This window comes from Aureimonas sp. Leaf324, from assembly GCF_001423245.1.
Classification (GTDB): domain Bacteria; phylum Pseudomonadota; class Alphaproteobacteria; order Rhizobiales; family Rhizobiaceae; genus Aureimonas.
On the sequence record NZ_LMOH01000028.1, the window covers coordinates 206,726 to 230,784 of the forward strand.

At 68.6% G+C, this 24,059-nt stretch carries 27 protein-coding genes; 12 read left to right on the forward strand and 15 right to left on the reverse strand.

What is annotated here, in order from left to right; translation table 11 throughout:
- Positions 1-33 precede the first annotated feature (33 nt).
- The 3 genes from ASF65_RS19035 (at position 34) to dps (ending at position 2,119) form a co-directional block, all read left to right on the forward strand.
- Entirely contained in the window at positions 34-813 is a 780-nt protein-coding gene (locus ASF65_RS19035) for a succinate dehydrogenase iron-sulfur subunit (protein WP_055892860.1), read from the forward strand.
- 70 nt (positions 814-883) lie between these two features.
- On the forward strand, positions 884-1,507 hold the full coding sequence (gene msrA / locus ASF65_RS19040) for a peptide-methionine (S)-S-oxide reductase MsrA (RefSeq protein ID WP_055892864.1): 624 nt from the start codon (positions 884-886) through the stop codon (positions 1,505-1,507).
- Between the two features lie 108 nt (positions 1,508-1,615).
- A complete protein-coding gene (gene dps / locus ASF65_RS19045) occupies positions 1,616-2,119 on the forward strand; it encodes a DNA starvation/stationary phase protection protein Dps (protein WP_055892866.1) in 504 nt (167 codons plus the stop codon).
- A gap of 102 nt (positions 2,120-2,221) precedes the next feature.
- Here the strand turns inward: dps and fsa are convergent, their stop codons facing one another.
- Positions 2,222-2,875 carry a fructose-6-phosphate aldolase gene (gene fsa, locus ASF65_RS19050; protein ID WP_055892869.1) on the reverse strand — a complete coding sequence of 218 codons (654 nt, stop codon included), beginning with the start codon at positions 2,873-2,875 and terminating at the stop codon, positions 2,222-2,224.
- A 265-nt stretch (positions 2,876-3,140) separates the two neighbouring features.
- On the opposite strand from fsa, the gene ASF65_RS19055 reads away from it, so the two are divergent.
- The 9 genes from ASF65_RS19055 to ASF65_RS19095 all read left to right on the forward strand — a co-directional run bounded on the left by ASF65_RS19055 (position 3,141) and on the right by ASF65_RS19095 (position 11,811).
- A complete protein-coding gene (locus ASF65_RS19055; RefSeq protein ID WP_244486842.1) occupies positions 3,141-5,333 on the forward strand; it encodes a primosomal protein N' in 2,193 nt (730 codons plus the stop codon).
- Between the two features lie 77 nt (positions 5,334-5,410).
- Positions 5,411-5,908 carry a hypothetical protein gene (locus ASF65_RS19060; RefSeq protein WP_055892871.1) on the forward strand — a complete coding sequence of 166 codons (498 nt, stop codon included), beginning with the start codon at positions 5,411-5,413 and terminating at the stop codon, positions 5,906-5,908.
- Positions 5,909-5,983: 75 nt separating this feature from the next.
- Complete coding sequence (locus ASF65_RS19065) at positions 5,984-6,379, forward strand: DUF4345 family protein (protein ID WP_055892873.1); 396 nt, start codon at positions 5,984-5,986, stop codon at positions 6,377-6,379.
- 211 nt (positions 6,380-6,590) lie between these two features.
- Entirely contained in the window at positions 6,591-7,151 is a 561-nt protein-coding gene (locus ASF65_RS19070) for a F0F1 ATP synthase subunit delta (RefSeq protein WP_055892877.1), read from the forward strand.
- Positions 7,151-8,680: a F0F1 ATP synthase subunit alpha gene (gene atpA, locus ASF65_RS19075; protein WP_055892880.1), complete on the forward strand. Its 1,530-nt coding sequence runs from the start codon at positions 7,151-7,153 to the stop codon at positions 8,678-8,680. The genes ASF65_RS19070 and atpA overlap by 1 nt, the downstream gene beginning before the upstream one ends.
- A gap of 55 nt (positions 8,681-8,735) precedes the next feature.
- Complete coding sequence (locus ASF65_RS19080; protein ID WP_055892882.1) at positions 8,736-9,623, forward strand: F0F1 ATP synthase subunit gamma; 888 nt, start codon at positions 8,736-8,738, stop codon at positions 9,621-9,623.
- 106 nt (positions 9,624-9,729) lie between these two features.
- Positions 9,730-11,181, forward strand: a complete 1,452-nt coding sequence (gene atpD / locus ASF65_RS19085; protein WP_055892884.1) for a F0F1 ATP synthase subunit beta — start codon at positions 9,730-9,732, stop codon at positions 11,179-11,181.
- The gene (locus ASF65_RS19090; protein ID WP_055892887.1) at positions 11,181-11,414 is read left to right on the forward strand and encodes a hypothetical protein; all 234 of its coding nucleotides are present in this window, start codon (positions 11,181-11,183) and stop codon (positions 11,412-11,414) included. Before atpD ends, ASF65_RS19090 begins: the two co-directional genes overlap by 1 nt.
- On the forward strand, positions 11,407-11,811 hold the full coding sequence (locus ASF65_RS19095; RefSeq protein WP_055892890.1) for a F0F1 ATP synthase subunit epsilon: 405 nt from the start codon (positions 11,407-11,409) through the stop codon (positions 11,809-11,811). The genes ASF65_RS19090 and ASF65_RS19095 overlap by 8 nt, the downstream gene beginning before the upstream one ends.
- A gap of 82 nt (positions 11,812-11,893) precedes the next feature.
- Here the strand turns inward: ASF65_RS19095 and ASF65_RS19100 are convergent, their stop codons facing one another.
- The 14 genes from ASF65_RS19100 to rpmA all read right to left on the reverse strand — a co-directional run bounded on the left by ASF65_RS19100 (position 11,894) and on the right by rpmA (position 23,980).
- On the reverse strand, positions 11,894-12,415 hold the full coding sequence (locus ASF65_RS19100; RefSeq protein ID WP_055892892.1) for an N-acetyltransferase: 522 nt from the start codon (positions 12,413-12,415) through the stop codon (positions 11,894-11,896).
- Positions 12,412-12,927, reverse strand: coding sequence for an RNA pyrophosphohydrolase (locus ASF65_RS19105; RefSeq protein WP_055892896.1), 516 nt, complete (start codon positions 12,925-12,927; stop codon positions 12,412-12,414). Before ASF65_RS19105 ends, ASF65_RS19100 begins: the two co-directional genes overlap by 4 nt.
- 77 nt (positions 12,928-13,004) lie before the next feature.
- The gene (locus tag ASF65_RS19110; RefSeq protein ID WP_055892899.1) at positions 13,005-14,180 is read right to left on the reverse strand and encodes a divergent polysaccharide deacetylase family protein; all 1,176 of its coding nucleotides are present in this window, start codon (positions 14,178-14,180) and stop codon (positions 13,005-13,007) included.
- Between the two features lie 105 nt (positions 14,181-14,285).
- Positions 14,286-15,632 carry a S41 family peptidase gene (locus tag ASF65_RS19115; RefSeq protein ID WP_055892902.1) on the reverse strand — a complete coding sequence of 449 codons (1,347 nt, stop codon included), beginning with the start codon at positions 15,630-15,632 and terminating at the stop codon, positions 14,286-14,288.
- Positions 15,622-17,082, reverse strand: a complete 1,461-nt coding sequence (locus tag ASF65_RS19120; protein WP_055892905.1) for a peptidoglycan DD-metalloendopeptidase family protein — start codon at positions 17,080-17,082, stop codon at positions 15,622-15,624. The genes ASF65_RS19115 and ASF65_RS19120 overlap by 11 nt, the downstream gene beginning before the upstream one ends.
- Positions 17,083-17,275: 193 nt before the next feature.
- Complete coding sequence (gene rlmH / locus ASF65_RS19125) at positions 17,276-17,758, reverse strand: 23S rRNA (pseudouridine(1915)-N(3))-methyltransferase RlmH (protein ID WP_055892907.1); 483 nt, start codon at positions 17,756-17,758, stop codon at positions 17,276-17,278.
- Entirely contained in the window at positions 17,755-18,087 is a 333-nt protein-coding gene (gene rsfS / locus ASF65_RS19130; protein ID WP_055892910.1) for a ribosome silencing factor, read from the reverse strand. The genes rlmH and rsfS overlap by 4 nt, the downstream gene beginning before the upstream one ends.
- Positions 18,088-18,243: 156 nt before the next feature.
- Positions 18,244-18,837: a nicotinate-nucleotide adenylyltransferase gene (locus ASF65_RS19135; protein WP_055892913.1), complete on the reverse strand. Its 594-nt coding sequence runs from the start codon at positions 18,835-18,837 to the stop codon at positions 18,244-18,246.
- Between the two features lie 41 nt (positions 18,838-18,878).
- On the reverse strand, positions 18,879-20,153 hold the full coding sequence (locus ASF65_RS19140; RefSeq protein ID WP_055892917.1) for a glutamate-5-semialdehyde dehydrogenase: 1,275 nt from the start codon (positions 20,151-20,153) through the stop codon (positions 18,879-18,881).
- Positions 20,143-21,294, reverse strand: coding sequence for a glutamate 5-kinase (proB, locus tag ASF65_RS19145; RefSeq protein ID WP_055892921.1), 1,152 nt, complete (start codon positions 21,292-21,294; stop codon positions 20,143-20,145). Before proB ends, ASF65_RS19140 begins: the two co-directional genes overlap by 11 nt.
- A complete protein-coding gene (obgE, locus tag ASF65_RS19150; RefSeq protein WP_055892924.1) occupies positions 21,291-22,358 on the reverse strand; it encodes a GTPase ObgE in 1,068 nt (355 codons plus the stop codon). The genes proB and obgE overlap by 4 nt, the downstream gene beginning before the upstream one ends.
- A 94-nt stretch (positions 22,359-22,452) precedes the next feature.
- A complete protein-coding gene (locus tag ASF65_RS19155) occupies positions 22,453-23,010 on the reverse strand; it encodes a DUF3833 family protein (RefSeq protein WP_055892926.1) in 558 nt (185 codons plus the stop codon).
- Positions 23,007-23,585, reverse strand: coding sequence for a GNAT family N-acetyltransferase (locus tag ASF65_RS19160; RefSeq protein ID WP_055892929.1), 579 nt, complete (start codon positions 23,583-23,585; stop codon positions 23,007-23,009). The genes ASF65_RS19155 and ASF65_RS19160 overlap by 4 nt, the downstream gene beginning before the upstream one ends.
- 125 nt (positions 23,586-23,710) lie before the next feature.
- Entirely contained in the window at positions 23,711-23,980 is a 270-nt protein-coding gene (gene rpmA, locus ASF65_RS19165; RefSeq protein WP_055892932.1) for a 50S ribosomal protein L27, read from the reverse strand.
- Positions 23,981-24,059: the final 79 nt, after the last annotated feature.

The window sequence follows — 24,059 nt, forward strand, 5'->3', positions numbered from 1 at the left end:
TAAAGACGCGCATCCCCTGTCCAGGACCCGGCCATGGTCGAACTCACGCTCCCCAAGAACTCCACCGTCCAGAAGGGCAAGGTCTGGCCGAAGCCGGCCGGCGCCAAGACCGTGCGCGAGTTCGGCGTCTACCGCTGGTCGCCGGACGACGGCCAGAACCCGCGGCTCGACACGTTCTACGTCGACACCGACGACTGCGGTCCGATGGTGCTCGACGCGCTGCTCTGGATCAAGAACAAGGTCGATTCCACCCTCACGCTGCGCCGCTCCTGCCGCGAGGGCATCTGCGGCTCCTGCGCCATGAACATCGACGGCTCCAACACGCTCGCCTGCACCAAGGGCATGGACGAGGTGAAGGGCGCGGTGAAGGTCTATCCGCTGCCGCACATGCCGGTGGTCAAGGACCTCGTGCCCGACCTCACCGTGCCCTACGCGCAGCTGCGCTCGATCGAGCCCTGGCTGAAGACCGAGACGCCGGAGCCCGAGAAGGAGTGGCGCCAGAGCCACGAGGACCGCGAGAAGCTCGACGGGCTCTACGAGTGCATCCTGTGCTTCTGCTGCCAGACCTCGTGCCCGAGCTACTGGTGGAACGGCGACCGCTATCTCGGCCCCGCCGTGCTGCTCCAGGCCTATCGCTGGCTGATCGACAGCCGAGACGAGGCGACCGGCGAGCGCCTCGACAACCTCGAGGATCCGTTCCGCCTCTACCGCTGCCACACGATCATGAACTGCACGCAGGCCTGCCCCAAGGGCCTGAACCCCGCCAAGGCGATCGCCGAGATCAAGAAGATGATGGTCGAGCGCCGCGTCTGATCGCCGCCTTGCATCCGCCGGGTTCAGCGCGCCGTAGTTAGAGGTGCCGACCCCCCGCGGAGACCCTTCGATGACGCGTTCATCCTTCCTGCGGCCGGGCGTTCTCGCGCTCGGCCTTTTTGCTGTCCTCACCCCGATCGCCGCACAGGCCGACGAAGCGATCCTTGCCGGCGGCTGCTTCTGGTCGATGGAGACCGATCTCGACCGCGTTCCCGGCGTCACGCAGACCGTGTCGGGCTACACCGGCGGCCATCTCAAGAACCCGACCTATCAGGACGTCGTCACCGAGACGACCGGGCACTACGAGGCGGTGAAAGTTACGTACGATCCGACCAAGATCACCTACGACCAGCTCCTCCAGGCCTACTGGCATTCGATCGACCCGACCGACGCGGGTGGCCAGTTCTGCGACCGTGGCGACAGCTACCGCACCGCCGTGTTCGCAATCGGCAGCGGGCAGATGAAGGCGGCCGAGGCCAGCAAGGCCGCCGTCCAGAAGGAGTTGGGACAGACGGTCGCGACCGCGGTCCTGCCGGCGGCCGAGTTCTACCCGGCCGAGGACTACCACCAGGACTACGCCCGCAAGAATCCCGGCCACTACAAGCGCTATCGCATCGGCTGCGGACGCGATGCGGCGGTGAAGGCCGTCTGGGGCGCGAAGGCGCAGGCCGAACTGACGGCCAAGCTCGACTGAGGCGTCGTGGCGCGCGGGGGAACCGAAACCCTCCCTCGCGCGTAATTTCCCCGACGCGACCGGCGTGCGATGGCGCGCCGGCTTTGTATGCGGGCTCAGGAGACTTCGATGGCCAAGCAGGGCAAGACCCCGATCCATCCGACCAAGAACACCTTGAACGAGAATTTGCGCCACTCGATGATCGAGCTGCTGCAGGTGCACCTCGCCTCGGCCATCGACCTCAGCTACCAGGCCAAGCAGGCGCACTGGAACGTCAAGGGGCCGAACTTCTACGGAACGCACCTCCTGTTCGACAAGCTCCACGAGGAAGCCGAGGAGTATGTCGACACGATCGCCGAGCGTCTGACGGCTCTGGGCGGCCAGGCCCGCGGAACGGTGCAGGCCGCGTCCGAAGCGAGCGTGCTCGATCCCTATCCGCTCGATCTCGTCGACCTGATGGGCCACCTGAAGCGCCTGGCCGACAGCTACGCCAAGTGGGGCGGCGCGCTGAAGGACGCCGTGAAGGAGTCGGACGAGGCGGGCGACGACCTGACCGCCGATCTCTTCACCGAAGTCGGTCGCGGCATCGACAAGTCGCTCTACTTCCTGGAAAGCCACTTCCAGCACGCCTGATCGATCCCCCGCGCGTCGGACGACCTCCTCCCCGAACGGCGCGCACGAAAAAGGGCGGCTCTCGCGAGCCGCCCTTTTTTGTTGGTCCGCTTCGGGCGGAGCTTACTCGATCGTCTGGCCTGTCTTCGCCCAGTCGGCGATGAACGCCTTGAGGCCGTTGTCGGTGAGCGGGTGCTTGACGAGCGACTTCAGCGTGGCCGGCGGCACGGTCGCGACGTCGGCGCCGATCAGCGCGGCCTCGCGCACGTGGTTGGGCGTGCGGATCGAGGCGGCGAGGATTTCGGTCTCGATGCCGTAATTGTCGTAGATGCGACGGATGTCGGAGATCAGCTCCATGCCGTCGATGTTCATGTCGTCGAGACGGCCGACGAAGGGCGAGATGTAGGTCGCGCCGGCTTTCGCCGCGAGCAGCGCCTGGTTGGCCGAGAAGCAGAGCGTGACGTTGGTCTTGATGCCGTCCTCGGTGAAGCGCTTGCAGGCCTTGAGGCCGTCCAGCGTCAGCGGCAGCTTGACGACGATGTTGGGCGCGATCGCGGCGATGATCTTGCCCTCGCGCATCATGCCGTCGAAATCGGTCGAGGCGACCTCGCCCGACACCGGGCCGTCGGTGACTTCGCAGATTTCCTTGAGGAGTTCCTTGAGCGGCCGGTTGGCCTTCAGGACCAGCGACGGATTGGTGGTCACGCCGTCGATCAGGCCGGCGTCCTGCAGTTCCCTGATCTCGGCAATATCGGCCGTATCGACGAAAAATTTCATGAAATTCGTCCTTCGTTCACCGGCGGACGGCCAGCCCCTCCCATGGGGCCGACGGCGCCGCCGTCGATCCTGATGTCTGGTGGTGTATAGGACCCGGTATCGGAAGCAAGCGGGAATCAGCCGCGCCCGGCCTCGCCCGAGACCCTTTCATCGCACCGCGTGAAGAACGATATGGGGGGCGGAGCGCCCCATTGCGAGCGCCGGTTTTCCCTTAATGTCGCGACGGCCCCGCTTGGATCAGACACCCGCCCCGTTCACCGATCTCCTGTTCGCGCCGGACGAGCGTCCGGCCGAGCCGAAGGTCGTGCCGGTGCTGGTGCCCCTGCCGGCGGAGCGCCCCTATTCCTACCGCGTGCCGGAGGGGATGGCGGTGGAGCCCGGCTCGATCGTGCAGGTGCCGCTCGGTCCGCGGCAGGTGGCGGGCGTCGTCTGGGACCAGCCGACCGATCCGGTGGACGCGAAGAAGCTGCGGGCCATCACCCACGTCTTCGACTGCCCGCCGCTCGACGCCACGATGCGACGCTTCATCGACTGGGTCGCCGACTACACGATCTCGCCACCGGGCCTCGTGGCGCGCATGGTGCTAAGGGCGCCGGTCGCCTTCGACCCGGAGCCGCACGTGGAGGGCCTGCGCGCGACCGGCGCGCTGCCGCCGCGCATGACGCCGACGCGCCAGCGCGTCCTCGATACGCTGGAGCAATCGCCCGAATGGACGCGCTCTGGGCTGGCAAACGCCTCCGGCGTCGCCGTTTCCGTCGTCGACGGCCTCCTGAAGGTCGGTGCGCTCGAGCCGGTGTCGCTGCCCCCGCATCCGGCCGTCCCCGCGCCCGATACCGCCCACGGCCGCGCCGAACTGACGCCCGACCAGCGCGAGGCCGCCGACCGGCTGATCGCGCCGGTGGAGGCCGGGGGCTTCTCGGTCTCGCTGCTCGAAGGCGTTACCGGATCGGGCAAGACCGAGGTCTATTTCGAGGCGGTGGCCCGCGCCCTCGACAAGGGCCGTCAGGTGCTGATCCTCCTGCCCGAGATCGCGCTGACCCAGAGCTTCATCGACCGCTTCCACCAGCGCTTCGGCGCCGAACCCGCGCAGTGGCACTCCGACGTGCCCCCGCGCATGCGCGAGAAGGTCTGGCGGCAGGTGGCCGAGGGGCGCATCAAGGTCGTCGCCGGCGCGCGTTCGGCCCTTTTCCTGCCCTTTCCCGACCTCGGCCTCGTGATCGTCGACGAGGAGCACGACCCCGCCTACAAGCAGGAGGACCGGACCTTTTACCACGCCCGCGACATGGCGGTCGTGCGGGGGCGGGAAGGAGGCTGCCCGGTGATCCTCGCATCCGCGACGCCCTCGCTGGAAAGCCGCGTCAACGCGCGGGCCGGGCGTTACGCCCATGTGCCGCTCGGACGCCGCTTCGCCGACGCGGCGCTGCCCGACCTTTCGCTGGTCGATCTGCGTCGCCACCCGCCGGCGCGCGGCCGCTTCCTGTCGCCCGTGCTCCTGACGGCGATCGAGGAAACGGTGAAGCGCGGCGAGCAGGCGCTTCTCTTTCTCAACCGTCGGGGCTACGCGCCGCTGACGCTCTGCCGCGCCTGCGGCCACCGCTTCCAGTGCTCGCAGTGCTCGGCCTGGCTGGTGGACCATCGCCTGCGCGGCACCCTGCAGTGCCACCACTGCGGCCACGCACAGCACCGCCCGGAAAGCTGCCCGTCCTGCGGGACGCTCGACCATCTCGTCGCCTGCGGGCCGGGTGTCGAGCGCATCGCCGAGGAGATGCTGGAGACCTTTCCGGACGCGCGCACGATCCTCCTGTCGTCCGACCTGCCGGGCGGCGCGCGGCGGCTGCGGCGCGAGCTCGACGCGGTGGCGGATGGCGAGGCCGACATCGTGATCGGCACGCAGCTCGTCGCCAAGGGCCATCACTTTCCGCTGATGACGCTGGTCGGCGCGGTGGATGCCGACCTCGGCCTCGCCAACGGCGATCCGCGCGCCGCCGAGCGCACGTTCCAGCTCCTCCATCAGGTGACGGGCCGGGCGGGGCGCTCGGGGCTGCCGAGTCGCGGCATGATCCAGACCTGGAGCCCGGAGCACCCGGTGATGCAGGCGCTGGTCGCCGCCGATCCCGACCGCTTCTACGACCGCGAGGCCAATGAGCGCGAGCGCGCGGGGCTGCCGCCCTTCGGCCGGCTCGCCGCGCTGATCGTCTCGGCCGACACGCGCCGCGAGGCGGAGGAGCACGGGCGGGAACTCGCCCGCGCCGCGCCGCAGGATATGGGGCTCGAAGTGCTCGGCCCTGCCGAGGCGCCGCTCGGGCTGGTGCGGGGGCGGCACCGTTTTCGGCTTCTGGCGCAAGGCGGCCGGCGGGCGCCGCTCCAGGCGTTCCTGCGCGCGATGATCGCGGCCGCGCCCAAGCCCCGCGGCTCGGTCCACGTCCAGATCGACATCGACCCGCAGAGTTTCCTGTAAGCACCGTCTCGCCCTTGCGGCAGGCCGTGCGATCCTGTCATGGCAGGAGCGTGGCCGGACGGCGCGGGAGGGATGGCATGGGGTTCGATCGGCGGGTGCTCGGGGGCCTTCTCGTGCTCTTCTGTGCGCCCGCCATGGGGCAGGACCTCGGCGCCGCGCCTGCGCCCGTCGCCGGACCGCCGGCCGCGCAGGACACGATCTTCTGGTATCCCGCGCCGTCGCGCTGCACCTACTTCACGCCCGAAGCCCGCAGCGCCTTTCGCTTCGACGATCCGCAGACCTGGCGCTTTGCGTTCCTCGTAATGCGCGAAACCAGGGCAGAAAACCCGGTCGAACGCGGCTACGTCATGGTCGACGGCGTGCTGCGCGAGCTGGAGAAGGTGCGCTCGGGCGCCGACGGCGCAGAGGCCGTCGTCACCGTCTGGCGCTCGGCGGGCGAGCCGCGCGTCAACGTCCACATGACGGTGCGCGAGACCGGCCGCGCGGCCGAGACGGTGAACCTCGCCGGCACGATGACGCTGATTCGCGGCGACGGGCGGCGGGAGATCGCGGTGGAGGGAAACTGCACCGGCTGAGCCCACCGGCTTTGCCGCTTCGTTCGATTTCCGCTAAGCCGACGCCCGACCCGAACTCTTCCCGCGCGAGCCCCGATGCCGATCACGCTTCCCACCACCACGGTCGACGCGCTGCCGTTCGCGGCCGCCTGCTTCAGCATCCTGTACGGCCTCTTCGCCCTGTTCGCGCCGGGCACCTTTCTGCGCATGGCCAAGCTCCAGCCGATCGGCGAGCGACGGGTCGGCCTGTCCGAGATCCGGGGCTCGCTCGCAGGATTTCCGCTCGGCGTCGGGCTGGCGACTTTGTTCTTCTTCGACCAGCCGTTCACACAGATGACGCTGGGGACGGGGTGGCTGTTCGTGGCCTTCGGCCGCCTCGTCTCGATCCTGTCCGACGATGCCTCGACCTTCGGCAACTGGCTCTGGCTCCTCGTCAACCTGATCGTTGCGGGCGCATGCCTCGCGCCGGTTTTCGGGTTGGTGCCGGCCTGAGGCCGCCCCTCGTAAACCATGCTGTGAACCCGCGTTTTCAGCCCCTTCGCTCTGTTGTGGAGCGGGAAACCCTGTGCTAGACGACCCCTCATCGCGGTCAGCCCGGGGCAGGTTCCCGGAGCTCGCGACCTTTTTTTGAACAGTTCCCACGAGCCTTCGCGACGCGACCGGGCGGACGCGGGAACCCAGATAAGAAGAGAAGCGATCGTCCGTGGCACAATCCTCCTCTCCGGTTTCCGGGGTCGCCGAACGCTACGCCCAGTCCCTCTTCGAGCTTGCTCGCGACGACGGTTCGATCGACGCGACGGAGTCCGAGCTTCTGCAGTACCAGCAGCTGATCGATGAGAACGCCGACTTCCGGCGTCTCGTCGAAAGCCCGGCCTTCACCTCGGACGATCAGCTTCGCGCGATCTCCGCGGTGGTCGCCGAGACGCGTCCGAGCGGGCTCGTCGGGAACTTCCTGAAGGTCGTGGCGGCCAACCGTCGCCTCTTCGCCCTGCCGTCGATCGTGCGCGGCTTCCGCGTCATGGCGGCCGAGCATCGCGGCGAGGTCGACGCGGAAGTCGTCAGCGCCCATCCCTTGAGCGACGATCAGCGGCGCGAACTGCGCGACGCGCTCGGCCGCTACACGTCGAAGACGGTCACCATGCGCGAGAGCGTCGACCCTGCGATCCTGGGCGGCCTCGTGGTCCGCATCGGCTCGCGCCAGATCGACACCTCGCTTCGCACAAAACTCTCATCCCTTAAGCTTGCGCTGAAAGAGGTCGGCTGATGGACATCCGGGCCGCGGAAATTTCCGCAATCCTCAAGAACCAGATCAAGAACTTCGGCAACGAGGCGGAAGTCTCCGAGGTCGGTACGGTTCTTTCCGTCGGTGACGGCATCGCCCGCGTCTACGGCCTCGACCAGTGCCAGGCCGGCGAAATGGTCGAATTCCCCGGCGGCGTGCGCGGCATGGCGCTGAATCTCGAGTCCGATAATGTCGGTATCGTGATCTTCGGCTCCGACCGCGACATCAAGGAAGGCGACACCGTCCGCCGCACCGGCGCGATCGTCGACGTTCCGGTCGGCAAGGGCCTGCTCGGCCGCGTGGTCGACGGTCTCGGCAACCCGATCGACGGCAAGGGCCCGATCGAGTCCACCGAGCGTCGCCGCGTCGACGTCAAGGCGCCCGGCATCATTCCGCGCAAGTCGGTGCACGAGCCGATGTCGACCGGCCTCAAGGCCATCGACGCGCTGATCCCGGTCGGCCGCGGCCAGCGCGAGCTGGTCATCGGCGATCGTCAGACCGGTAAGACCGCCATCCTGCTTGACACCTTCCTCAATCAGAAGCCGGCGCACGACGCGGGCAACGAGAAGGACAAGCTCTACTGCATCTACGTGGCGATCGGCCAGAAGCGCTCGACCGTCGCGCAGTTCGTCCGCACGCTCGAAGAGCGCGGCGCGATGGCCTACTCGATCGTGGTCGCGGCGACCGCCTCGGATCCGGCTCCGCTCCAGTACATCGCGCCGTTCGCCGGCTGCGCCATGGGTGAGTACTTCCGCGACAACGGCATGCACGCTGTGATCGCCTATGACGACCTGTCCAAGCAGGCCGTGTCCTATCGCCAGATGTCGCTGCTGCTGCGCCGTCCGCCGGGCCGCGAGGCCTACCCGGGCGACGTCTTCTACCTGCACTCGCGCCTTCTGGAGCGCGCCGCCAAGCTCAACGACGAGATGGGCTCGGGCTCGCTGACCGCGCTTCCCGTGATCGAGACGCAGGCCAACGACGTGTCGGCCTACATCCCGACCAACGTGATCTCGATCACCGACGGCCAGATCTTCCTCGAGACCAACCTGTTCTACCAGGGCATCCGCCCGGCGGTGAACGTCGGTCTGTCGGTGTCGCGCGTCGGCTCGGCCGCCCAGGTCAAGGCGATGAAGCAGGTCGCCGGCTCGATCAAGGGCGAGCTTGCGCAGTACCGCGAGATGGCGGCCTTCGCGCAGTTCGGCTCGGACCTCGACGCCTCGACGCAGCGCCTCCTCAACCGCGGCGCGCGCCTGACCGAGCTCCTGAAGCAGCCGCAGTTCTCGCCGCTGAAGACGGAAGAGCAGGTCGCGGTGATCTTCGCCGGCACGCAGGGCTACCTCGACAAGCTCAAGGTCTCCGACGTCGGCCGCTTCGAGGAGGGTCTCCTCACCTCGCTGCGCACCGAGCACAAGTCGGTGCTCGACACGATCGCGACCGAGAAGGCGCTGTCGGACGACACACGCGCCAAGCTCAAGTCGGTCCTCGAGCACTACTCGAAGTCCTTCGCCTGAGCCTCAACGCCGCTCGCACTAACGGCTCCGGCCGCCCAGGAGACTGACCCGACAGATGGCTTCGCTCAAGGATCTGCGAAACCGCATCGCCTCGGTCAAGGCGACGCAGAAGATCACCAAGGCCATGCAGATGGTCGCGGCGGCCAAGCTCCGACGCGCCCAGGACGCGGCCGAGGCGGCTCGCCCCTATTCCGAGCGTATGGCATCGGTCCTGGCCAATATCGCGGGTGCCATGGAGGACGGCGAGGGCCTGCCTCTGATGATCGGCACCGGCAAGGACGACGTGCACCTGCTCGTCGTCTTCACCTCCGACCGCGGCCTATGCGGCGGTTTCAACTCGCAGATCGTTCGTCTGGTGCGCGAGCACATCCGTCGGCTTGAGGCCGCCGGCAAGACCGTCAAGATCATTTCGGTCGGCAAGAAGGGCGCGGACCTGATGCGCCGCGACTTCGGCGACCGGATCGTCGCCCGTCTCGACCACGGCGGGGCACGCACGATCGGTTTTGCGGCCGCGGAAACCGTCGCCGACAAGGTGATGGAGCTCTTCGAGGCCGGTCAGTTCGACGTCGCCACGATCTTCTACTCCGCCTTCGTCAACGTGATCACCCAGGTTCCGACGGCCCAGCGGATCATCCCCGCCGAGGTGCCGAAGGCCGAGGCGGCGACGACGGATGCCGGCGGCGCCACCGCGCTCTACGAGTACGAGCCGGGTCCGGAGGAGATCCTCGCCGATCTCATCCCGCGCAACATCAAGGTCCAGCTCTTCCGCGCGCTGCTCGAAAACGGCGCCTCGGAGCAGGGCGCCCGGATGAGTGCCATGGACAACGCCACGCGCAACGCCGGCGACATGATCAACAAGCTCTCGATCTCCTACAACCGTCAGCGCCAAGCGCAGATCACGACGGAACTGATCGAGATCATCGCGGGCGCCGAAGCGCTCTAAGGACTTGTCGGCAGCGCCGCGACGGGCGGCGCGCCAGGAAACGACATGATGGGCGCGGAGGGGCGGGGCCGCCGGACGCGCCGGACACTTTCGAGAGGACACTCGCATGGCTGACACACTGGATATGAACGGCCGACGCGGCCGGGTCTCGCAGGTCATCGGCGCCGTCGTCGACGTGCAGTTCGACGACCATCTGCCCGAGATCCTCAACGCGCTGGAAACCGACAACAACGGCAACCGGCTCGTGCTCGAGGTCGCCCAGCACCTCGGCGAGAACACCGTGCGCACCATCGCGATGGACCTCACCGAAGGTCTCGTGCGCGGCCAGCTGGTGACCGACACGGGCACTCCGATCCAGGTTCCGGTCGGTGACGGCACGCTCGGCCGCATCATGAACGTCATCGGCGAGCCGATCGACGAGATCGGCCCGATCCAGTACGAGACGAAGCGCGGCATCCACCAGCCGGCGCCTCCGTATGTCGATCAGAACCCTGAGTCGCAGATCCTCGTCACCGGCATCAAGGTGATCGATCTTCTCGCGCCCTACGCACGCGGCGGCAAGGTCGGCCTGTTCGGCGGCGCCGGCGTCGGCAAGACCGTTCTGATCCAGGAACTGATCAACAACGTCGCGAAGGCGCACGGCGGTTACTCCGTGTTCGCCGGCGTCGGCGAGCGCACCCGCGAGGGCAACGATCTCTACCACGAGATGATCGAGTCCGGCGTGAACAAGGACCCGCACGAGAACGGCGGCTCCACCGCCGGCTCGAAGGCCGCCCTCGTCTACGGCCAGATGAACGAGCCGCCGGGTGCGCGTGCCCGCGTCGCGCTGACGGGGCTCACGATCGCCGAGAACTTCCGCGACCAGGGCCAGGACGTTTTGTTCTTCGTCGACAACATCTTCCGCTTCACGCAGGCGGGTGCCGAGGTGTCGGCGCTTCTCGGCCGTATCCCGTCGGCGGTGGGCTATCAGCCGACGCTCGCGACCGACATGGGCGCGATGCAGGAGCGCATCACCACCACCCACAAGGGTTCGATCACCTCGGTGCAGGCGATCTACGTGCCCGCCGACGATCTGACCGATCCGGCGCCAGCGACCTCGTTCGCGCACCTCGACGCGCGTACGGTTCTCAACCGCGCGATCTCGGAAAAGGGCATCTACCCGGCCGTCGATCCGCTGGACTCCACCTCGCGCATGCTGTCGCCGCTGATCGTCGGCGAGGAGCACTACGAGGTTGCCAACCGCGTCCAGCAGATCCTGCAGAAGTACAAGTCGCTGCAGGACATCATCGCCATTCTCGGCATGGACGAGCTGTCCGAAGAGGACAAGCTGACGGTGGCCCGCGCCCGCAAGGTCGAGCGTTTCCTCTCGCAGCCGTTCTTCGTCGCCGAGGTGTTCACCGGTTCGCCGGGCCAGCTCGTTCCGCTGGAAGACACGATCCGCTCGTTCAAGGGTCTGGTCGAGGGCGAGTACGACCACCTGCCGGAAGCCGCCTTCTACATGGTCGGCTCGATCGACATGGCGATCGAGAAGGCCCAGAAGATGGCCGCTCAGGCCTGATGACGATGGTCGCGTCCGAAACCCTGAAGGTGGAGGACGCGGTCAACACGACCTGCCCCTGGTCGGGACAGCCGATCTCGGGCGACGCGTTGACCCTCTATCGCGAACGGGTGGTCGGGTTCTGCAATCCCGGCTGCCGCGACAAATTCGAGATCGCGGTTCGACATTTCGACACCGCGCTTCAGGCCGAGCTCCACATGGGGGCTCAAGCAAGGCAGGCGGATCGTGGCTGAGAGCTTCAAGTTCGAACTGGTGTCTCCGGAGCGTCTGCTCCTGTCCGAGCAAGTGTCGGCCGTCGTCGCTCCCGGCAGCGAGGGCTACTTCACGGCGATGCCGGGCCACGCGCCGTTCATGACGACGCTGAAGCCGGGCGTCGTGCAGGCGACGCTGGCGAACGGCGGCGAGCGCCGGATCTTCGTGCAGGGTGGGTTCGCCGACATCAATCCGGAGGGCTTCACGCTGCTCGCCGAGCACGCGATGCCGGTCGAGGAGATCAACGTCGCCGATCTCGACCAGCAGATCCGCAACACGGAGGAAGACCTCGCCGACGCCACCGACGCCACCGTCCGGTCGCGCGCCGAGCGTCAGCTTGCTGACCTTCGCAACGCCAAGGAAGCGTTGGGCCTTTAAGCCCTTCGCCGAACGCGGCACACGACTGTTTCGAAGGCCCGGCTGCCGCAAGCGTCCGGGCCTTTCTCGTTGTGAGAAAACTCTAGTCCTGTTCGTCGCCGGCGCCGAAGGCGTCGGGATAGACGAGGACGCCGGACCATCCGTCGAGCGCTCCCGGCACGAGTTCGATGGCCTGAAAATTGGGGCCGGCCCACGGGACGATGGCGCCCTTCGCAAGGTTCGCACGGAAGCCGAGGCGCCCGTAGAACCCGGGGTCCCCAAGGACGAAGACCGAGCGCCAGCCGCGCTGACGGGCGAGGTCCAGCCCGTAGCGCACCAGACGCGCACCGATGCCCTCGCCCTGACGGTCCGGAACGATGGCGACGGGCCCAAGCGCCAGCGCCTTCTCCGCGCCGTCCAGCGCCGTGAAGAGCGCGTGTCCGACGAAATAGTCGCCGTCGACCGCCACGACGGAGATGACGTCGTAACCCGCGGAGACGATGGCGTGCGGGAGGCGGGCCTCCTCGTCGCGTCCGAAGGCCGTCGCGTGGATCGTCTCGACGAGGATCAGTTCGCCGGGCGCCATCTCGCGCAGGACGATGTCGTGCACCGTATCGACCATCATCGTCCGGTCTCCAGATGGCGGAAGGCTGCGATCACCTCCTCGTAGACGCCACGCTTGAACGGGACGACGAGTTCGAGCACCTCGTCGAACGACTTCCAGGCCCACTCGCTGAACTCGGCGTCGTGACCGCCGGGCGGCGGATCGATGGCGATCTCGCTCTCGTCGCCCTCGAAGCGGAACGCGAACCATTTCTGCATCTGGCCGCGGAAGCGCCCCTTCAGGGCGACACCGACGAGATGGGGCGGCAGTTCGTAGCGGACCCAGCCGTCCGTCGCGCCGAGAGGCGAGACGGAGCGGATGCCGGTCTCCTCGTAGAGCTCGCGCTTGGCCGCGACGAGCGGATCCTCGCCCTCGTCGATGCCCCCTTGCGGCATCTGCCAGAGCTGCGAGGCGCCGTCCATTTCGCCCTCGGGCTCGGCGATGCGTCGGCCGACGAAGACCTTGCCCTCGTGGTTCAGGACCATGATGCCGACGCAGGGGCGATAGGGCAGCGAATCGGGGGGCGTGGACATGCGAGCTCCAAAGTGCTTTCGCAAACGCTAACGCATTCGCACAAGCGAAGGAACGCCGTTGCCGAATAGGTGACCTGTCAGCCGCGCGCTTCGGGGTCGAAAGCGAGCGCGGAGATCGGTACGATCTCGATCCCTCGTCCCGATGCCGCGGCGGCCCAACGCTTGATGCCGTCGATCGACACGTCGAAGGCGCTGGCCGTGCCGATCGCCGTTCCCTTGGCGCGGGCGATCCGCTCGAGGACGTCGAGCTGCTTCTCGATGGCGGCGGGTTCGCGCTCCGTGTCGATCACGAGATCGGCCGAGGCGAAGGACGTGCCGTTGGCCATCGCCACGTCGCGCGCCTCGGAGCGCAGGGACGTGCCGTCATCGAGATAGAGGAGGCCGCGCTTCGACAATTCGCCGAGGAAAGGCTGGAGGGCGGCGGGGTCGGCGTTGAGGCGCGCGCCCATGTAGTTCATGACGCCGACATAGTTGGTGATGCGCCCCATCGACCAGTGAAGGTCGTCGAGGCGCCCGGCCGCCGCGTCGGCGACCTTCAGCGTATGGGGACCAGCCGAGACGTCGGGATAGCCGAACGGCTCCATCGGCGCCTGGAGCAGGATCTCGTGGCCCTTGCGGCGGCCCGTCTGCATCCAGCGGTCGAGACTGTTGCCCTCGGCCGCAAAGGCCAGGGTCACCCCGGCCGGCAGTTCCTCGACGGCACGCATCGAGCCGCTCTGGCTGACGCCGAGCCCGCCGACCACGATGGCGATGCGGGTGCCGCCGGTGCCCGACCAGGCGCCGGCATAGACGTCGAGCGGGCGGCGCCCGTCGGCGCCGCGAACGGGCAGGGGGCCGAAGTCCGTGGCCTCGAGAAGCGCTTGTTCCGGCATGTGCGAGAAGGCGGCGGGCTGGCGCAGCGATCCCGGCTCGAGAACGCGGATCGAGCCCGTCATCGGGTTGGCGTCGTCGACGAGCGGGCGCTCGCCCTCCGCATCCGAGATCGTGAACCCGCCGCCCTGTTCCATGCGCAGGACGTTCGGCTGGCGCTCGGCGGGTTCCGGGCGGCGCTCGGCCACCTGTTCGGCGACCTGGACGGGCGAGGGCGGAGCGGGCGGCGCGAAGGCTGGCTGATTGAGTGCGGTGAAGGCGGAGCCGCCCGCTACCAGCGCCGCGGCGCAGGCCGCGCCAAGCCATCGCCCGAGCGAGCGCCGCGGGGGGCGGGCTGCGGGTGCCAGGGTCTGGCCGAGGGGGCTGTAAAGCTCGTCACGCATACGTCCTTCATAGGACGCAAGACTGGATCGGGGCTTTGCCGGCCCAACGAAAAAGGGCCCCGGCGTTGTCGCCGGAGCCCTTCGATACGTAAGGCGTTCGCCCGCTCAATTGGCGGCCGACGCGGTGTCCTGCTTCGGCGGGAAGGCGGCGTTGGTCTTCACGCCGCGCAGGAGGTCGTAGGCGTACTGCAGCTGCAGGTCGTCCTTGGCCTCGGGCGGGACGTAGTCGAGCGAGCCGGAGCCCTCTTCGCCTTCCTCGGCGCCCTTGATGTGGCCGCGAAGCGAGGCTTCGCCCATCTTCAGGTCCTCGTCGGCCTTGAGGCCCATCTGCGCCTTGATCTCTTCGGGCAGCGGCTGCTCGACCTCGATGTCGGGACGGATGCCGCGACCCTGGATCGAGGAGCCGGACGGCGTGTAGTAGAGCGCGGTCGTCAGGCGCAGGGCGCCGTTGGCACCCAGCGGGATGATGGTCTGGACCGAGCCCTTGCCGAAGGACCGCGAGCCGACGATCGTGCCGCGCTTCTGGTCCTGCAACGCGCCGGCGACGATCTCGGAGGCCGAGGCCGAACCGCCGTTGACGAGCACCACCAGCGGCTTGCCGTCGATATCGTCGCCCGAGCGCGCGTTGTAGCGGCGGGTTTCCTCGGCGTTGCGACCGCGCGTCGAGACGATCTCGCCGTTCTGCAGGAAGGCGTCGGACACGCTGACCGCCTCGTCGAGGAGGCCGCCCGGGTTGCGGCGCAGGTCGAGGACGTAGCCCTTGAGCTTGTCGGCCGGGATCTTCGCCTTGATGTCGGCGATCGCCTCCTCCATGCCAGAGGTGGTCTGCTCGTTGAAGCGCAGGAGCTTGATGTAGCCGACGTCGTTCTCGACCGTGTGGCGCACGGACGGGACCTTGATCTCGGCGCGCTCGATCTTGAGGCGGACGGGCTGGGTCGCGCCTTCGCGGATGATGGTGAGGTCGACCGAGGTGCCGATCTCGCCCTTCATCTTCTCGACGGCTTCGGCAAGCGACAGGCCACGCACCTGCTCGCCGTTGATCTCGCCGATCAGATCGCCGGCGAGGACGCCCGCCTTGTCGGCCGGGGTGCCGTCGAAGGGCGAGATCACCTTGACGAGCTCGTTCTCCATCGTGACCTCGATGCCAAGGCCGCCGAATTCGCCGCGCGTCTCGGTGCGCATGTCCGCCGTTTCCTTGGCGTTCATGTAGCTCGAATGCGGATCGAGCGAGGTCAGCATGCCGTTGATCGCGGTCTCGATCAGCTTCTGGTCGTCCGGCACGTCGACATACTGGGCGCGCACGCGCTCGAAGACGTCGCCGAAGATGGCGAGCTGGCGGTAGGTGTCCGAACCTGCGGCATTCGCGACGCCCGCGTGCGGGCCGACGAAGGCGGTCATCGCGGTGGCACCCAGAAGCGCTCCCGCGAAGAGAATGGAGAGCTTACGTATCATTCCTCGTCCTTCCAGATGATCCATCCGCCCACCAAGGGTTCGGATCGACCGGTTTCCCGTCCTTGCGAAATTCCACGTAAAGCGAGGGTTCGGCATTCGACACGTCCGCTTCCGCCGCGCTTGCGATCCGGAGCGCCCCCATCGCCGCCAGGGGCTCTCCCGCCAGGACGAACTGTCCGACCGCAACGTCGATCCGGCTCATGCCGGCCAACACGATATGATAGCCACCGCCCGCGTTCAGGATCAAGAGTTGCCCGTAGGAGCGGAACGGTCCTGCATAAAGGATGTGGCCCTCCGCCGGCGCCGTCACCAGATCGCCGGCACGCGCTGACAGGAGGATGCCCGAGGCGGGACGCCCGAGGTCGTCCTTCTCGCCGAAACTCCGCACCAGCGCGCCGGATACGGGGGGAACGAGGCTCTTCTTCAATGTCGAAAATGGGGCGGTCGGCTCCAGTTTCGTCATTTCCTCGCGCAGCGCCGCGATGTCGTAGCCGGCGGAGCGGGCGGCGGCGTCCGGCGCCTGCGGCATTCGGCCCTCGGTGCCGCTCGGCGCGGCCTTCGCGGCGTCCTCGGCCGCCCGCCGGCGCTCGGCCTCGGCTTGCGCGGCCATCCGCTGGCGCTGGGCCTCCTCCTGCCGGCTGCGCTCGGCCTCCTGTTCCAGCGAGGCGATCAGGTCCTGCAGCGTCGTCGCCTCGGAGGCGAGTTCGGCGGCGCGGCGGTTTTCCTCGCCGATGCGCCCGCGCCCCTCGGCCTCCAGCTTTTCCTTTTCCTCGAACAGCCGGTCGAGGCGTGCGGCCTCTTCCTCGCCCTCGCTCTGCGCCTTGGCGAGCCGGGCCCGTTCACCCTCCAGCGACTGCCTGATGGTGCCGAGGCGGGTGAGGTCGGCGACGAGCCGCTCGGTCTCGACACGCATCTCCGGCACGACGGCACCCAGGAGAATCGCGCTGCGCACCGAGCCGAGTGCATCGCCGGGTTTGACGAGGAGGGCCGGCGGCGGCGCCCGGCCCATCCGCTCGAGAGCCGCCAGCACCTCGGCGAGAACGCCGCGTCGCTCGCGCAGCGACGCCTTGACGCCCTTCTCCTGCCCGAGGAGATCGGCGAGACGGTCCTCGGAGGCGGTGATCTCGGTGGAAATCCGTTTCTGTTCCGCGGCCGCGGCGATCGTCGCCTCGCGGATCCGGTCGCGGTCGGCGGCGAGCGCCGCCATCTCGGCGTCGAGGCGGACGGTCAGTTCCTTGGAGCGTTGCAATTCGGCCGTGATGCGGTCGAGTTCGGCCTTGGTATCCGCCTGCCGTGCGTCGATCGTGGACGGGCCCAAGGCGGCATTCTGCGTCGATGCGGACGGATCGCTCGACGCGCCGAAGACGGCGGCGGTGGAGGCCAGCGTCACCGCCAGCGCCGCCGCGACGGCCCCGCTCTTGCGCCGAATGTTCGCTCCCCGCTCGCGCAACCCGAAAACCTCGCCTGCCGTCCTGCCCCAGGCCGTCAGACTATCGGCGCGAGCTTAACATTTCATCAACCATCGGGCGCCCGTCGGGGACCCGGCGACCAGCATGCCGCCGATGGTGGCGGGAACAGGGACGAGCGAGGTCAAGTCGTTGATTTGGCGAGACTGTTGCGCCGCTGCATCGCGGTGCGACGCGTCAGGCCCGGTGATAGGGGTGGCCCGACAGGATCGTCGAGGCGCGGTAGAGCTGTTCGGCAAGCAGGATGCGCACGATCTGGTGCGGCAGGGTCAGGCGACCGAAGGCGATCGCCTTGGCGGCGCGCGAGCGAAGCTCGGGCTGCAGCCCGTCCGGCCCACCGATCACGAAGGCGAGGTCACGCACGCCCTCGTCGCGGAACCGCGCGATCTCGTCGGCAAACTCGGTGGAGTTGGGCGTCCGGCCGGTCTCGTCAAGCACGAGAAAGGTGGCGTTGCCGGGCAGGGCCGCCTCGATCCGGGCCGCTTCGTCGCGCTTGCGCTCGGCCACGGTGCTCTGGCGCGCTTCGGCGAGTTCGACGACGCCGCCCCATTCGAGGCCGAGCGGGGAGCCACCCTTGCGCAGGCGATCGATGTAGCGGGCGGCCAGATCCTGCTCGGGGCCGGACTTCATCCGGCCCACCGCCACGATCCACAGCTTCAACGCCCTTGCGTCTCGCTGGTCTCCGCGACGCTCCACATCTTCTCGATATTGTAGAAGGAGCGGACCTCGGGGCGGAAGATGTGGACGATGATGTCGCCCGCGTCGATCAGCACCCAGTCGCCGTTCTGCAGACCTTCCACCCGCGCGTTGCCGTATCCGGCTTCCTTCAGGTCGCGGATCAAGTGGTCGGCGACAGCCGAGACGTGGCGATGCGAGCGCCCGGACGCGATGACCATGTGGTCGGCCAGCGCGGACTTCCGGCGAAGGTCGATCGCCACCACTTCCTCGGCCTTGGAATCGTCGAGGCTGGCGGTCACGAGGTCGATCATGGGACGCTCGGGCGCCGGGGTCTGTGTCGCGGGGGCCAAGGTCTCGACGTCGGCGTGTAGTTCGGCAGCGGGTGTCAGCTAACTCTTCCTTCTGAGGGTTGCGGCGGAGGGTTTACGTCCGCCATGCAAGTAAAGTGGCAAGGATCGGTGACCCTTTCAAGACGAGCGGGGGCGCGCCTCGCGTAGACGGGTCGAGGACAAGGTGGACCGCCGCCCGTGCAGGAAGGTCCAGGCGGGCGGCGACAGGCCGGGCAGGAGCCGTGCATCGGCTTCGGGCAGACGCTCCGAAGCGAGGAAGCGCGCGGCGGGCGACGACAGGGGGGCGAGCGTCGCGCCGGGCCGGTCCACCACCGCGATCGGCAGGCGGGTCGCGATCTCGCGCCAGGACTGCCAGTGGTGGAAGGTCGCGAGGTTGTCCGCCCCCATCACCCAGACGAAGCGGGCCGTCGGGCGATGCGTCAGCACGAGGTCGACGAGATCGGCGGTGTAGCGGATGTGGTGGGACGCCTCGAAGGCGGTGACCACGATCCGGCGGTCGTCGGCGAGCTTGCGGCAGAGCTTCATCCGGGCTTCGAGAGGAGCGGGGGGGCGACCGGCCTTCAACGGGTTGCCGGGGCTCACGATCCACCACAGCCGGTCGAGCCGCAGCCGGCGGAGCGCGGTCTCGGCGACGAGAAGATGGCCCTCGTGCGGCGGGTCGAATGAGCCGCCGAAGAGGCCCACCCGCAGCCCGGTCGGGGCGGGGGGCATCTTCAGGTCGTCGGCGCTGAGGAGTGGCTGCGAGGGCGGGGTCAACGACGAAGCTGGCCCGTGCCGGAAACGCGGTAGTTGAAGCTCGTCAGCTGCTCGACCCCGACCGGTCCGCGCGCGTGCATCTTGCCGGTCGCGATGCCGATCTCGCCGCCGAACCCGAACTCGCCGCCGTCGGCGAACTGGGTCGAGGCGTTGTGGAGGAGGATCGCCGAATCGACGGCGTTGAAGAAGCGCTCCACCGCCGCCGCATCCTCGGTGACGATCGCCTCGGTATGGCCGGACGAGAAGCGCGCGATGTGCTCGATCGCGCCCTCGACGCCCCGGACGATCTCGACCGAGATGATCGCGTCGAGATACTCGGTGCGGAAGTCCTCCTCGCTCGCAGGCGCGGCGTCGGGATAGAGCGCGCGCACGGCCTCGCTGCCGCGGATCTCGCAGCCGGCACCCTTGAGCGCGTCGAGAATCGCCGCGAGATGCGTCGCCGCCGCCGCCTCGTCGACGAGAAGCGTCTCGGCCGACCCGCAGATGCCGGTCCGGCGCATCTTGGAGTTCAGCGTCACCGCGACCGCCATGGCGAGGTCCGCCGCCCGGTCGACATAGACATGGCAGAGGCCCTCGAGATGGGCGAAGACCGGCACGCGTGCGTCGCGCTGGACCCGCTCGACCAGCGAGCGGCCGCCGCGCGGCACGATCACGTCGATCGCGCCGTTCAGACCGGCCAGCATCTCGCCCACCGCCGCACGATCCGATACGGGTACGATCTGGATCGCGTCGGCCGGCAGGCCGGCGGCCTCGAGGCCGCTCGCGAGCGCCTTGTGGATCGCGCGCGAGGACAGGGCCGAATCCGAGCCGCCGCGCAGGATCACCGCGTTGCCGGATTTCAGGCACAGCGCGCCGGCATCGGCCGTCACGTTCGGCCGGCTCTCGTAGATCACGCCGATGGTGCCGATCGGCGTGCGCACGCGCCGGATCGTCAGTCCGTTCGGCCGCGTCCACTCCTGCGTCACCGCGCCGACCGGATCGGGCAGGTCGGCGATGTCGCGCAGCGCTGCGGCGATGCCGGCGATGCGGCCTTCGTCGAGCGTCAGGCGATCGACGAAGGAGGCGGCCATGCCCGACCGACGCGCGCGCTCGAGATCGGCGCCATTGGCGGCAAGGATTTCCGGCGTAGCGGCGATGACGGCATCGGCCATGGCGCGCAGCGCCGCGTCCTTCGCCGCGGCGGATGCCTGCGCCAGGACGCGCGAGGCGGCCTTGGCCCGTGCGCCCATGTCGGCCATCACGGCCTGAAGATCGGAGACCTTATCCAGCATCGCGCAATCCCCCTTCGTCCTGCCAGTTGCGGGCGACCACCAGATCGTCGCGATGGATCATCGCGGCGCGCACGCCCTGTCCGAGCCGCTCCTCGATCTCGGCCGAGCGCAGGCCGGCGACGAGGCGGGCTTCCGCGGCATCATAGGCCACGAGGCCCCGCGCAACCTCCGCCCCCGTGTCGTCGAGAACGAGGATCGTGTCGCCGCGCCGGAAATCGCCATCGACGCGGCGAACGCCGGCCGGCAGCAGGCTCTTGCCGGCGTGCAGCGCCTGCACGGCGCCGGCATCGACATGCAGGCGGCCGGACGCGTTGAGATGGCCCGCGATCCAGCGCTTGCGCGAGCGCACGGGATCGGCGGCGGCCAGGAACAGCGTCGAGCGCTCGCCGCGCCGCACGGCGTCGAGCGGATGCAGCCGCTGGCCGGAGGTGATGATCATCGCCGCGCCTGCACCGGTCGCGATCTTGCCGGCATCGATCTTGGTCTTCATGCCGCCGCGCGAGAACTGCGAGGCGGCCCCACCCGCCATCGCCTCAATCTGCGGCGTGATGGCCTCGACCAGCGGGATGTGGGCGGCGTTCGGGTCCTGCGCGGGCGGCGCGGTGTAGAGCCCGTCGATGTCGGAGAGGAGCACCAGGAGATCGGCCGACATCATCGCCGCGACACGCGCCGCCAGCCGGTCGTTGTCACCGTAGCGGATCTCGGTGGTCGCCACCGTGTCGTTCTCGTTGATCACCGGCACCGCGCCGAAGCCGATCAGCGTGCCGACGGTGGCGCGCGCATTGAGATAGCGCCGCCGCTCCTCCGTGTCGCCGAGCGTCAGGAGAATCTGGCCCGCCTCGATGCCATGGGCACCGAGCGCTTCGCTGTAAGCGCGCGACAGCGCGATCTGCCCGACGGCCGCCGCGGCCTGGCTTTCCTCGAGCTTCAGGGGCCCGCGCGACAACTTCAGGATCGAGCGGCCGAGCGCGATCGCACCCGACGACACGAGAAGCACCTCGCGGCCTTCACCGTGAAGTCTGGCGACGTCGGCCGTCAGCGACCGCAGCCAGTCGCGGCGCAGTCCCGTGTCCGGGTCGACCAGAAGCGCCGAGCCGATCTTGACGACGATCCGCCGGAACGCGGCGAGCCCGTCGCTCATCGACGCCAGTCCTCCTCGGCCAGCGTGCCGCCGAAACGCTTGGCGTCTTCGGCCTCCTGGTCGGCTGCATCGTCGGACAGGCCGTCGATCTCGCGGCGCAGGCGGCGCAGGACATCCGGCAGGCCGTGGCGTGTCACGGCCGACAGCACCAGCGGCTTGGTGCCGCTCGCCTTCGCCAGGGCATCCAGCTTGTCGCGTCGCGTCTCGTCGTCCACCGTGTCGGCCTGGCTGAGCGCCACGATCTCGGGCTTCTCAATCAGCCCCTCGTCGTAGAGCTCCAACTCGCGGCGCACGGTCGCGTAGGCATGTGCGACGTCCTTCTCGACCGCCGAGACGAGGTGCAGCAGCACGCGCGTGCGCTCGACATGGCCGAGGAAGCGGTCGCCGATCCCGACGCCCTCGTGGGCGCCCTCGATGAGGCCCGGAATGTCGGCGATCACGAACTCATGGCCATCCACCGTCGCGACGCCGAGATTGGGGTGCAGCGTGGTGAACGGGTAATCGGCGATCTTGGGCCGGGCGGCGGTGACGCTGGCGAGGAAGGTCGACTTGCCGGCATTCGGAAGCCCGACGACGCCGGCATCGGCGATGAGCTTCAGCTGGAGCCAGATCGTGAGCTCCTCGCCCTCGAGGCCCGGATTGGCGCGATAGGGCGCGCGGTTGATCGAGGATTTGAACTGCCAGTTGCCGAAGCCCCCGTTGCCGCCGGCGGCGACGCGGAACACCTGGCCGATCTCGGTGAGGTCGGCGAGCAGCGTCTCCTCGTCCTCGGCGAAGACCTGCGTGCCGACGGGCACCTTGAGCGTCACGTCGGCGCCCTTGCCGCCGGTGCGGTTGCGGCCCATCCCGTGCATGCCGGTCTTGGCGCGGTAGTGCTGCTGGTAGCGGTAGTCGATCAGCGTGTTGAGACCGGACACCGCCTCGATGAAGACGTCGCCGCCGCGCCCGCCGTCACCGCCGTCCGGTCCGCCGAACTCGATGAACTTCTCGCGGCGAAAGGACACCGCGCCGGCGCCCCCGTCGCCCGAGCGCACATAGACCTTGACCTTGTCGAGAAACTTCATCGTCCTGTCCCGTCATATCCTTTCGGCCGCACCATCGAGTCCTGCGGCTTGGTGTAGCGCGCCGGGCGCCATCTTGAAACTCGAACCCGTGGCGTCACGGGTCGGCGAGATGAGGCGCCAGTGCCGCCTCCGACTTGGCGAAGGTGACGCGGGCGCCTGCCAGAGGAAGGCCGAAGCGCGAGATGCGCACCCGGTTTCCCGCCGTGCCGTCAGTCCGCGGCGTGATCGTGTGCCGGAAGTCGAACCTCCACCGCCCGCCGCCCGGCGCGATGCCGCGATAGGCGAGCACCGCGCCGTCCGGACCGCTCGTCCCCGATACGGGGAAGGGGCCCTGCAGCTTGCCCTCGCCGTCCTCGGTCTCCACCGTGCCGGTGACCCGTCCGCCGCGCTCGACGAGATGCCAGCGCTGAAGCCGCGGGCCGTCCTCGAAGCGGAAGCGCTCGTCGAGATCCAGCGCGTCGCCCTTGGCCTGGCCCTCGAAGCGAGCCGTGAACCGCTCGCGGAAGAGGCCGAGCGTGCGGATCTCACCTCCGCTGACGCTGTGTCCGGCGAAGAACGAGCGCAGCGAGAAGTCGTCGGCCGCCCGTGCCGGCAGCGCGAGAAGGCCGAGCGAGACCGCGAGCGCCGCGCCGCAAAGGGCTCTGCGTTTCATCGGGGCGTGCTCCAGCTTTTGAGCGACTGCCATGTCCGCCGATCCATCCGATAGGTTTCGCTCGCCACTCGCCCGGCCGCCAGCGAGGTCGACAGGCCGGTGCCGACGTAGCCGAAGCCGCATTTCTGGATCACCCGGCGCGAGCCGTTGTTGATCACGCGGCAGCGGACCTCAATCGCGGCGAGCTCGAGAACCGCGAACCCGTAGTCGATCGCCGCCTGCGCCGCCTCGGTCGCAAAGCCGCGGCCCCAGTACGGGCGACCGATCCAGTAGCCGAGTTCCGCCGTTCCCGGAGCGCCCGCCGCCGCAAGGCTGCAGAGGCCGAGAAAGGCGCCGTCGCCGCGCGCCGTGATCGCCACGATCAGTTCATCCTCCGTCTGCGCCAGAAACGCGTGCGCGTCGTCGAGGCGATAGGGATGCGGGATGCGCGAGGTCATCTGCGCGATCTCGAGATCGTCGGCGAAGCGGGCGATGTCGCGGGCGTCGTCAGGACGGGCGATCCGCAGGATCAGGCGGCGCGTCGTCAGCCGACACTCGTCGTCATCGGCTTCGAGGCTGGACTCTTCGCAACTCATCGGACCCCTCCGGGAATGCAAAAACGGGGAGATGGCGGCCCATCTCCCCGGTTCTCATCCCTTGTCCGACGGTTGCGTCTTCAAGGGCCGGGTCGTTGGGACGCCGGCGCCTTGAAGCAACCGGATCACTCGGCGGCTTCTGCCTTCGGCATGACGGACACGTAGGTTCGGCCCTGCGCCTTCTTCTGGAAGGTCACGGTGCCCTCGGCGACGGCGAAGAGGGTGTGGTCGCGGCCGATGCCGACGTTCACGCCCGGGTGCCAGCGCGTGCCGCGCTGACGCACGAGGATGTTGCCGGCGATGACCTGCTCGCCACCGAACTTCTTCACGCCGAGGCGCTTGGACTCGGAGTCGCGACCGTTGCGGGAAGAACCGCCTGCCTTTTTATGTGCCATGTTTCAGTCTCCTGATGCCTGCGTCCGGGGCCTTTGCGGCACCGCGCGAACGCTTGTGTATGTCTCGTGCCGAACGCGG